Annotated in this window: 9 protein-coding genes; 4 read left to right on the top strand and 5 right to left on the bottom strand. The window is 58.1% G+C overall.

The genetic code is table 11. The features are described 5' to 3' along the window. Positions 1-95 precede the first annotated feature (95 nt). The 3 genes from bamD to ACZCED_RS08305 form a co-directional block, all read right to left on the bottom strand. Positions 96-773, bottom strand: a complete 678-nt coding sequence (gene bamD / locus ACZCED_RS08315) for an outer membrane protein assembly factor BamD (RefSeq protein ID WP_462971729.1) — start codon at positions 771-773, stop codon at positions 96-98. 134 nt (positions 774-907) lie between these two features. Next, a complete protein-coding gene (trxA, locus tag ACZCED_RS08310) occupies positions 908-1,237 on the bottom strand; it encodes a thioredoxin (RefSeq protein ID WP_462971728.1) in 330 nt (109 codons plus the stop codon). Positions 1,238-1,421: 184 nt separating this feature from the next. After that, positions 1,422-2,639, bottom strand: coding sequence for an EAL and HDOD domain-containing protein (locus ACZCED_RS08305; protein WP_464860602.1), 1,218 nt, complete (start codon positions 2,637-2,639; stop codon positions 1,422-1,424). Positions 2,640-2,841: 202 nt separating this feature from the next. Here ACZCED_RS08305 and purN point away from each other — a divergent pair, with 202 nt between their 5' ends. After that, positions 2,842-3,645 (top strand): phosphoribosylglycinamide formyltransferase, encoded by an 804-nt coding sequence (gene purN, locus ACZCED_RS08300; protein ID WP_464860601.1) that lies wholly within the window; start codon positions 2,842-2,844, stop codon positions 3,643-3,645. A 106-nt stretch (positions 3,646-3,751) separates the two neighbouring features. Here purN and ACZCED_RS08295 read toward each other — a convergent pair whose 3' ends face one another. Further along, complete coding sequence (locus ACZCED_RS08295) at positions 3,752-4,921, bottom strand: TraB/GumN family protein (protein ID WP_462971724.1); 1,170 nt, start codon at positions 4,919-4,921, stop codon at positions 3,752-3,754. Positions 4,922-5,094: 173 nt separating this feature from the next. Here ACZCED_RS08295 and ACZCED_RS08290 point away from each other — a divergent pair, with 173 nt between their 5' ends. From ACZCED_RS08290 to ACZCED_RS08280, 3 genes are read left to right on the top strand one after another with little or no spacing between them, the layout of a single operon-like run. Then, positions 5,095-5,907, top strand: coding sequence for an AAA family ATPase (locus tag ACZCED_RS08290; RefSeq protein ID WP_462971723.1), 813 nt, complete (start codon positions 5,095-5,097; stop codon positions 5,905-5,907). 13 nt (positions 5,908-5,920) lie between these two features. Continuing rightward, positions 5,921-8,653: a nitric oxide reductase activation protein NorD gene (locus ACZCED_RS08285; RefSeq protein WP_464860600.1), complete on the top strand. Its 2,733-nt coding sequence runs from the start codon at positions 5,921-5,923 to the stop codon at positions 8,651-8,653. 22 nt (positions 8,654-8,675) lie between these two features. Next, positions 8,676-9,116 carry a hypothetical protein gene (locus ACZCED_RS08280; RefSeq protein WP_462971721.1) on the top strand — a complete coding sequence of 147 codons (441 nt, stop codon included), beginning with the start codon at positions 8,676-8,678 and terminating at the stop codon, positions 9,114-9,116. 70 nt (positions 9,117-9,186) lie between these two features. Here ACZCED_RS08280 and ACZCED_RS08275 read toward each other — a convergent pair whose 3' ends face one another. After that, on the bottom strand, positions 9,187-10,602 hold the full coding sequence (locus tag ACZCED_RS08275) for an NAD(P)/FAD-dependent oxidoreductase (RefSeq protein ID WP_462971720.1): 1,416 nt from the start codon (positions 10,600-10,602) through the stop codon (positions 9,187-9,189). Positions 10,603-10,636 lie beyond the last annotated feature (34 nt).

Below are 10,636 nucleotides of genomic sequence, written 5' to 3'. Positions count from 1 at the left end.
CTTGTTACATTAAATCTAAACGGTTGTAAAGCACTTTTGCACTGCGTTTAGGAATCGAAGCATCCCCCACAAGCCAGAACAGGCGCGGACGAGAATCACGGAGCCGAAGGCACTTCCGGCGGCTGCAATTCGGATTGAAGCCAGGCGTCACAGTTGGCCAGGTAGGTCAGGGCCTCGTAAAGATAGCCCACATCCGGATACTTCTCCACCACAGCCGTGAACCGGGCCTTGGCCGCCTTGTAGTTCTTGTTCTTGTAGTAGAAACGCCCCACGTAGAACTCATGCCCGGAAAGGCTCTGGTAGCAGGCCACCATATCACTCCTGGCCATGCCGGCATAGGCATCATCCGGGTATTGCTGGACCAGTCGCTGGTAGGTGTCCAAGGCCTTGGCGGCATTGGACTGGTCCCTGTCGATCGTGTCGATCTGGTTGAAATATGAACGACCGATGCGAAAAATCACATAGGGAACGGCCTCGTTGCGAGGGTGGAGTTGCTCGAACTCTTCGTAGGCGAAAATGGCATCGGCATAGGACTCCATATTGAAATAGGCATCGGCAATCTTAAGCTCCGCCAGAATGGCATACCGGGAAAACGGATACCAGTCCCGCAGTTTCTCGAAGGATTCGACGGCTTTTTTGTATTTGCCGGCCTCAAAAAAATCGACACCGTCTTGTACCAGCTCCTGGGCGGACTTTTCCTCTTTGGATTCAAACCACGCGCACCCGGAAAGAATCAGCAGGCCAGCAAGGCAGGCGAGCAGCAACCGTTTCATGATCAGCGACACCCCGCTGCTAAATGGAACGCAATGGTTCCCGTTGGTATAACCGACACCGGCGGTGTTCCCTTGCGGGTACCGCCGGCCAATCGCCCCATAGGTGAAAGGGCGTAAAAGTAGACGATGTCACATCATGACAGAACGTTTTTCAGGGCCTCTTCCAGTTTTGATTTGGCCACCATGCCGGTAATCTGGTCCGACACTTCACCATTTTTGAAGAATATCAGGGTGGGAATCGCCTTGATGCCGAATTTTCCCGGGGTTACCGGATTGTCGTCGACATTGCACTTGGTGAATTTCACTTTATCCCCATAGGATTTGGCCAATTCATCGAGAATGGGGCCGATGGCCTTGCACGGGCCGCACCAGGGAGCCCAGAAATCAACAACAGCGGGTTTATCGCTTTTGATTACCTCTGCATCAAAGCTGCTGTCTTCTATTTCCATAATACTTTCTGCCATGATAAGATATCCTTTCAATATTGGTTGGGGAAGCTAAAAATTCTAATCAAGATAATAATACGGCCCTTGATTGTCAACCGTTCCTGTAGGTTTCCGGAATAGGCGACCGGGTCGCCAGACGGCCAGCTGGTATTTCACACCAAAGGCGCTTGAAGGCCAAAGGAATGGCTGTCGCGGCTTATCCTCAAGACGCTTTAGCGGCGGTGTCGCTCCATTGGCAGGCCTGCAGATACAAGGCCGGGAGGATTGTGCCGTCTATCTTCAGCGCCTGGGACAAGCGGGCCACCCGGTCCCACTGCCCGGCCTCATATGACCGCACCAGCTCGATGTATCCGGCCAGGCGCCCCTTGGCGTTAACCAGGGCGTGTTTGATCGGGTTGGAAAGGGGCAGTTCGTCCAATATCTTTTCCATAGGCTGGTCAATGACTGCATCGATCAGGGAAAACATACCCAGGGTGAACATCTCCGATGGGCATGCTAGCTCATGGGCGTCGGCGCCCAGGAACTCGCAGAACTTGCCCCGGATGCAGGCCGCCCGGATCAGCTCGTCCGGCTTCCCTTCCGCCAGTCTCGACATGGCAACAAGAGAAACAAAGCGGCGGATCTCTTTTTCTCCCAAATAAACGAGGGCCTGCTTCACGGAAGTCACTTTGTTGGCACGTGCAAAAAAGGCCGAGTTGAGATACTTGAACAATTTGTAGGAAAGTCCCATGTCCCGGGCAATCAGCCGTTCCAGTTCGTCGCAATTGAACGTATCGCTGTTGATCTGGGCCATGATCATCATCAGCGTAAGCTGGGATCCTTGGATTTCACGCCCCTGAATAATTTCCGGCTTGCAGAAAAAGTAGCCCTGGAACAATTCGAAGCCCATTTCCTGGGCCGCCTCAAATTCTTCGTGGGTCTCCACTTTTTCGGCCAGCAGGCACAGGCTGTTTCTGGAAAGCTGTCTCAGGTAGTCTTCGATCGCCGCTTTTGGCGTAAGCCGGAAATCGAACTTGATGATGTCCGCCATGGCGATGAGCGGTTCCAGTTCCGGCAGGTACACGAAATCATCCAAGGCGATGGTGTAGCCTTCGGCCGCCATTTGAACGCAGGCATCCACCAGCACCGGGCCCGGCTTGACGTCTTCGAGAATTTCGATCACCGTGGTTGCTTTGGGCAACAGCAGGGGAACCCTCTTTTCCAGCAGGTTCTGGGTGAAATTGATAAACGCTTTTCTTCCGGACGCCAGCGCATCGATCCCGATGGTGAAGAATGTGTTGGCCAGCAGGCTCGTGGTGGCCACATCCCCGTCGATTTCGGGAACATAGTTGGCTGTTCCGTCACGAAACAGGAGCTCGTAGGCGAAGATTTTCTTGTTTTTATCGAATATGGGCTGCCGCGCGACGTAAACATTTTGCATATGGGTTTCCACCACGTTGTTTCCGCAGGGTTATTTCGCGAGGGGCATTGACCGGATCCCGCAGGGTTCATTATCGACCGCAAGGACCGTAACTTTAACCATTGCCGGACCACCTGCAAATTGACATGAACCGGCCATCTCTGCTACCTCTTTTTCAACGGCGCAATCACCCGGAAACACACTTCAAAAAAAGGGGATGCAAATGGCTGAAAAAATCCGAATCGGTTCACTGATTTCAGGCGGGGGGACCAACCTTCAGGCGATTATCGACGCCTGTGAAGACGGCCGGATCGATGGCGAGATGGCCTTCGTGGCATCGGACCAACCCGGGGTCAAAGGCCTGGAACGGGCCCGCAGCCACAACATCCCCAGTTTCGTGGTGGAATATGGGCCGTTCATTCAAGCCTACCGGGAGGATCCGGAAAACTTTTCGCTGCCGGACGATTTCGACTACTCCGAGATCCGTGCCAAACAGCACCTGGTTCCCGCCGATAGCCCGGCGGAGCGCATCCGGTCATTTCTTTGCACCCGGGCGGCTGCCGAGAATCGCCTGCTGTCCGAAATGAAGTCTTACGGACCGGTGGACCTGCTCGTCCTGGCCGGCTTCATGCGCAATCTGACCCCCTATTTTATCGACCGGTTCAATACCGATCCGGGCAATCCGCGGATCATGAACATTCATCCGGCCATTTTACCTTCATTTCCCGGCGTTGACGGCTACGGGGACACCTTCCGTTACGGGTGCAAGGTGGGCGGATGCACGGTACATTTTATTGATTACGGGGAGGATTCGGGACCCATCATCGGCCAGCGGGCTTTTCCCATCCTGGAAACCGACACCCTGGACGACGTCAAGCGCAAGGGCCTGGAAGAGGAGTGGCAACTCTACCCCAGTTGCATCCAGAATTTTGCCCGGGGACTGCTGAAAACCGTGAACATGACCCACCGCCTCGACGACGGCCGGGTCGTCCGGCGCACGGTGGTCAAAATCGCTCAACCCGCATAGCGGGATTGAGGTAGTGGGGGAATTAAGGGCAACAACCGATCTTGATCAACATTCGAAGACAAACCGTCAATCCCTCAATTCCCGAATCCCGGAATTTCTCAAGTCTTTACAGATACTTCATCATCATGGGGATGGCCACGAAGGTACCGGCGGCGCTGCCCAGATTGGTAAACACCACCACCAGCAGGATGCGGGTCACTTTATTGCGCCAGAAGCCCTTGACCGAGAGGATATCCAGGGGCAGGCTTTCGAAATCCTTTACCTTGGGCCTGCGGGAGAAGGCCTCCACGAGGCCGGACACCCATCCGGCGGCAATCATGGGGTTGAGGGAGGTCAATGGTGCCGCCAGGATGGACGAAAGGATCGTCAGCGGGTGACCCAGGGCGACGAGGGCGCCCAGTCCGGCCAGAATGCCGTTGGCCAGGATCCACCAGGTGACCATATCGGCACCGGCGCCGGCACCGCCACGGAAAAAGCCATAGATGATCAGTATGCAGATAAAAAAAGGGATGAACCATTTGAAAAATTGGGGCAGCGCGCCCTTGGCCGGCAGGGACTCCAGGGATTTGATGTCGATAGGTTGGTCCCAGTATTGCTTGATGCCGGGTACGTGTCCGGCACCCACCACGGCGACAATGGTCTGCCCGGGCGCCGTTCGGATTTTTTCAGTCAAGTAGCGATCCCGTTCGTCGATGAGGCAGGTGCGCACCTGGGGCATGGATTTGCCCACCTCGTCCAGAATAGAAGCCAGCATGTCCTGCTGCTTCATCTTTTCCACATCCGCTTCGCTGATCTCGTCAACCTCTCCCAAAGACAGGACCAGTTGGAAGAGCAACTTGACCTTCCCCCAGAGCCCCATGCTCCGCCAAGTCCGCGACAAGGTGATGCGGATATCCCGATCCGCCAGATGAACAGCGGCGCCGACGGCTTCGGCTGAATCCATGGCCTGGATCATCTCCTGGCCAGGGGCCACCTCCAACCGGTTGGCAATGCGTTTTTGAAAGGATGCCAGCATCAGGTTGGAAAGCAGGAGAAAGGCCTTTTTTTCTTTGATCACCTTGACGATGTCCATCTCCTGCCAGCGGTCCTTTTGGCGAATGGACTGGGCGCGGCTCTCGCATAGCTCCACACAGACCGTATCGGGCTTCACGTCGGCTATCGTTGCTTCGACCAGGTCCACGCTCTCCTTGGACACATGGGCGGTGCCGACGACAATGATCCGTTTGCCGTCGTGATCCAGATGGTGGAGCATCTCGCTGTTGAGTTTATCGTTCATCGAATATATGCTACTTTCCTTATCGTCCGGGATGTTCCCGGCAGTTAAAAGCTGAGCCAATATATACGCTCTGCCGGTGATGTCAAATAATGAATCCCGACGCGCTGCTCTATCGAAAGCGATAAGCCGGCATCCATGGTGTCGGCAAACACGAAACTGGGATGGACAACCTGATGCCGAACCATCACCCTTCCAAAAACCCGTTTACCATCGACACCGAACCCTTTTACCTGGAAACCGGCGACGAGATCCGCATGTTCGACGCCGCGGCCTCGGCCCGCCTGCCGGTCATGCTCAAAGGCCCGACCGGATGTGGAAAAACCCGTTTCGTGGAGCACATGGCTTTCAGGCTCAAGCGTCCGTTGATCACCGTGGCCTGCCACGAGGACCTGTTTGCTTCGGACCTGATCGGCCGCTACCTGTTGAAAAACGAGGAGACCGTCTGGGTGGACGGCCCCTTGACCCGGGCCGTGCGCATGGGCGCCATCTGCTATCTGGACGAGGTGGTCGAAGCCCGCAAGGATACCACCGTGGTCATCCACCCCTTGACGGACAACCGCCGAACCCTCTCCATCGACAAAAAAGGGGAGGTCATCCAGGCGCATCCTGACTTTCTCATGGTAATCTCCTACAACCCGGGCTACCAGTCGGTGCTCAAAGACATCAAGCAGAGCACCCGCCAGCGCTTCGTGGCCCTGGCTTTCGATTACCCGGACCCGGAGGACGAGTCCCGGATCGTGGCCGTCGAAGGCAAGGTGGACAGCGACATGGCTGCGCGCCTGGTGACCCTGGCCGGAAAAATCCGCAACATCAAGGAATACGGCCTCACCGAAGGGGCATCCACCCGACTGCTGATCTATGCCGCCAGCCTGATCCGAATGGGTGTCGCCTTTAAAAGTGCCTGCACCGCAGCCCTGTGTCAGCCGCTCACCGACGACGATAGGCTGCAGGAAACCCTCAACGACCTCATCGACGACCTGCTGTAATATGGATCCGGCCATGCCCATCGACACCGATCGGACGGTGAGGGACCTGATGGACCACCTTGCCGTTGCTGATCCGAAGGCCGCCCGGCGGATGATCCGCCACCTGATTGGCTCCGATCACTCACTGGTAGCCAACCGACTGCCCCTGATTGTGGATGAGGTGATCGACGCCCTGGCCATGGAGGTCTCCTACGGGCGCGACCTGGCCGACGGGATGGGCCGGATGATGGCTGCCGGTCGCCTGGCCGAACTGGACCGATACCGCAATGAGGTAAAAATGGCTGCCGCCAGAGGTCCCGCCCTGGCCGCCATTTTTGCCCGGCACCTAGTGCCGGTGCTGATCTGCGGCGATGCGCACCTCGCCGACCGGTTCGGGGAAACCACCCTGATCATGCTGCAAAAGGGCACCTACACCCTCAAAGCCCCGCTGGAAACCCTCTCCACCCTTATCGATGAAAAGGAGATGGCCTGCGCCCACGCCTTTCTCGACCTTCTGTCCACCACCTATGCCCTGGACACCTCTTACAACCGTACGGTTTACCTGACGCACACCCTGCCCCGAGCCGTGGACGGCTTTGTCCGTTCCCGCCGGATAGGCCAGATCCGGGGGTTGGCGCGCATCATGCGGGTGGATGAACGCCTGGCCGACAACTACCTCGACGGGTTGGCCGCCGGCCTGGGTCTGCTGTCGGAATCGGCATTGAACGAATTTATCGATCAGGCGGTCCGGCTGTATCAAAAAAAACCGGATATGGGCGCCCGTTTCCTCTCCCTCGAATCCCGGCCGGCCATAGACCGTTGCCGCGACCTTCAGGTGGCCGTATCCCTGTCAACGGTCCGTTCCGTGCTGGAGCGCTACCTGCATGCCCGCACAGGACTGGCCGTGGCCATTCGCCCCCTCTCCTCGCTGCTGCAAAGACAACGAGCCAGCGACCCGGACGCGCCGCTGGTTCGCTGCGACGGGCGGACCATCTATCTGCCTGACGAGATGGACCTCATGCAACGGCGGACAGACAATGCCAGCCTTTACAAGCTGCTGGTCAAACTGGAAGCGGGCGCCATCGAATTCGGCACCTATGACCTCGATGTGGAAAAAATCCTCGATACCGCCGGCGTAGCCCCACCGCTGGATGACGGTGACGCCGTCGCGAACGAATCCGACCTGAGCCGTTTACTGCGCCAATTCGAACACCCCATCCTGGCCCTGGACCTGTTCACCCTTTTCGAACACGCCCGCGTCGCCCGCAAGGTAAGCCACCATTATTCCGGCCTGTTTCGGCGACTCACCAAAGCACTCACCGATCCCCATCTTCAGGCCAAAACCGGCATCAGGATCGGTGGCACATGGTTTTGCCTCTACCGGAAGCTGGTCATGGAAGAAGAAACGGTCGCGGATCCTCGCTTGACATCCACGGGGCAGGCCATGGCGGATCGCCTGGACCAGGTGACATCGTCAGGTGACGACACGGCGGAGACCAGCGCGCGGTTGACCATGGAATTCTATCCATCGCTGGCCGGTCTTGTGGGAGCATCCGATGCGTCCGCCTACCTCCCCCTGTCTCTGCCTTTCGGGCGCCGGCTGGAACCGTTTTTTTTTGGCCCTTTCCACACCACCTATCACCGCCTGGCCACAGATATACGCAACCACCTGGCCCGGCGGAACCTTCACGTCTTCCGCTCGGATCTCCTGAGCCTGCTCGTCAGGCAGGACGGCCGGGTCTCGGCGGCGGAGCTTCGTCAACTGATCGTGAACGCCTCGACGGCAGCTGCCGTCGACCTGTCCCGGCTGGATATAGCGTCTCTGGTATGCAGCCACGGACTCGGCCAGTCGGCCGATGGTAACGGCAATACCAATGCCTTCCGTTATCGGGAATGGGACTGTTGCATGGGCGACTATCTTCAGGACCGGGTCCGGGTGCTGGAGCGCGACACCACCGGATCGTCCCCCGGATTCTACCAACGAACCCTCGATCACTACCGTGGGCTGGTCAGGCGCATCCGCTATGCCTTCGAACTGCTGCGCCCAGAAGAGATAACCATCCTGCGCCAGTGGCGGGAAGGAGACGATTTCGACTACCGGGCCCTGCTGGACTATGCCCTGGACAGGAAAGCGGGACTGATTCCCTCGGACCGCCTGTTCATCAAACGAATGAAACAGACCAGGGACGTGGCCACCCTGCTGCTGGTCGACCAATCCCGATCCACGGCGAATGCCGTGGATGATCGCGGTACGACAGTCCTGGATGTGGAAAAGCAGGCCATCGTGTTGCTCTGCGAAGCCCTGCGGGTGGTGGGAGACCGGTTCGCCATCGCTGGTTACTCCGGTACCGGCCCCTTGGGTGTGGATTATTACCGGATCAAGGACATGGATGCATCCCTTGACGACGCCGCCAAAGCGCGCATCAGTGGCATGGCCCCCCAGCGCAGCACACGCATGGGGGCGGCCATCCGCCACGCCACTGCCCTCATTTCCCCAGTGCAGGCCCGGGTGCGGATGATCATCCTTTTGGGGGACGGGTTTCCCAACGACCTGGCCTACAAGGGGCCTTATGCGGTGGAGGACACCCGCCGGGCGGTCATGGAGGCCCGCGCTGCCGCCATCCACGTCAAGGCCATCACCGTCAATGCCGTCGACAACGGACAATTGGATCGACTCTACGGCAGTACCCATCACACGCGCATCGGTAATATCCGCGACCTGCCGGACAGGCTGGTGGGGGTTTACAGTAGGCTGACCCGACATTAGATTAGAAAAAAAAGGAGCGGTTTTGAAAATCTTCGACGACGTCTTGAACTGGGACGGATATGGCGGGAAATTCAACCTGGCGGCCGGGCGTTGCCGGCTGCGGCTCTTTGACCTGTCCATGGACGACACGGCAGGGGTGCCGCTGCTCAAACCCATCATCGCCGTGGTTTCCGACCTGCCCGGCGACCGTCAACCTGCCATGAAAAAAGTTTCCGTACGGGCCTGCATCAGCCACGTGGCCACCACCATCGTCCACCGCTTTAAGATTGATCATAACCGCATGGTGCTGGTCGAATACTACCCCCGTGAGACCTATGGACGGGAGTCCGAAAAAGTCATCCCGGAAAAGTACGATGTGGTCGATCTGAAATGGCACGGAGACAAAGCCCTGTTTCCCGGCTGGCGCCCCCTGAAGCCCCCTCTGCTGGACATCGTCCGACCCCTGGTGGCCGGCAACCCTTAGAAGGACGGGCCGCAGGACGGCAATTCATCACGAACGCAGCCGGACGTCAACCGGCACCATCGCCCTTGATCTAATTTTCAGACCGCTGTCGATGTTCCAGGATGGCCTTGGCCGGAATCAGGCCGGTGGCGGCAGCAGACACGATATTGCCGGCCACACCTGGCCCGTCGCCGGCCACGTACATGCCCTTGATTTCAGTTTCCAGCTGGGGTGAAGTTTCCACCTGGGTGGCAAAAAACTTGATCTCCGGGGCATAGAGCAGGGTTTCATCGTTGGACACCCCCGGCACCACACTGTTCAATTGCTTTAACCCGTCGATGATATTGGTGAGGATGCGCTCGGGCAGTGCCATGGCGATGTCGCCGCATACCACGTTGGTCAGCGTCGGCTCGATGTAACCCTTGCTGATGCGGTTCCAGGTGCTGCGCCGGCCCCGCTTCAGGTCACCGAAACGCTGCAGGATCGGTTTGCCGCCGCCGATGAGGGTCGCCAGGCGTCCAATGGCCTCGCCGTAGGCCTGGTTGTCGGTAACCGGTTCGGTAAGCACCACCTTGGAGAGGAAAGCGAAGTTGGTGTTGGTGGATTTGCGGTCGTGGTAGGCGTGACCGTTGACGCAGACGAAGTCGCTGTAGCTCTCCAGCGAAACGAAGCCCCCCTGGTTGGTGCAAAAGGTACGGGTCTGGTCGTCATACTTGCCGGTCTGGATGAAAAAGGTGGGATCGTAGATCACCTCGCACAGGTCCTGCATGATGTCGTTGTGCACCTCCACCCGCACCCCCACTTCGATGCCCCGCTGGGTCAGGCCGATGCCGTGCTTTTGCGCCACACGCGCCACCCAGTCCGCCCCGATCCGCCCGGGTGCCAGAATCACGTTGTCGCAGCGATGTTCCCCCCGGCTGGTCTGAACACCGACGACCCGGCCTTTCTCGACGATGACGTCCTTTACCTCTTCGGAGGTGTGAATGGTCACGCCCTTGGATTTGATATGGTCGGTCATGGCGGCGATGTAACTGGGCAGGCGGTCGCTGCCCAGGTGCTTCTGTTTGATCAGCAGCAGGTCGATGCCGAAGCGTTTGGCATGCTTTCTGATCGTTTTAGCCTGCTCCATGTCCGTCGGGTAGACCGGACCGTCCATGCCGAAACGGTTGAAGATGGCTTCTGTTTCATCAATCAGGGCCTCGGCATGGGTGATAGGCATGAACTGGGTCAAATCGGTCTTGCCCAGTTTGTGAATAAAATTGAGCTTGCCGTCGGAAAACAGGCCGGCCCCACCGATTCCGCAGAGGATGTTGCAGGGCCTGCACTGGGTGCAGTACTGTCGGTCCGCCACCGGACAGGCGCGTTTGCGCGGTCCTTTGCCCCGCTCCAGGAGCAGCACCTTGAGGTCGGCGTGTTCGCTGAGGTGATAGGCCGAGAAAAGACCGGCGGGGCCGCCGCCGACGATGATCACGTCAAAACGATTCACGTTCGCAGATGTGGCTGACAATGGACAACACTCCCTGGTTGACTTTCCGCGGCGA

The sequence above is a fragment of the Desulfosarcina sp. genome, assembly GCF_055467485.1.
The sequence above is the reverse complement of the archived record's forward strand: the minus strand, read 5'-3'. Positions and strand labels throughout refer to the sequence as shown.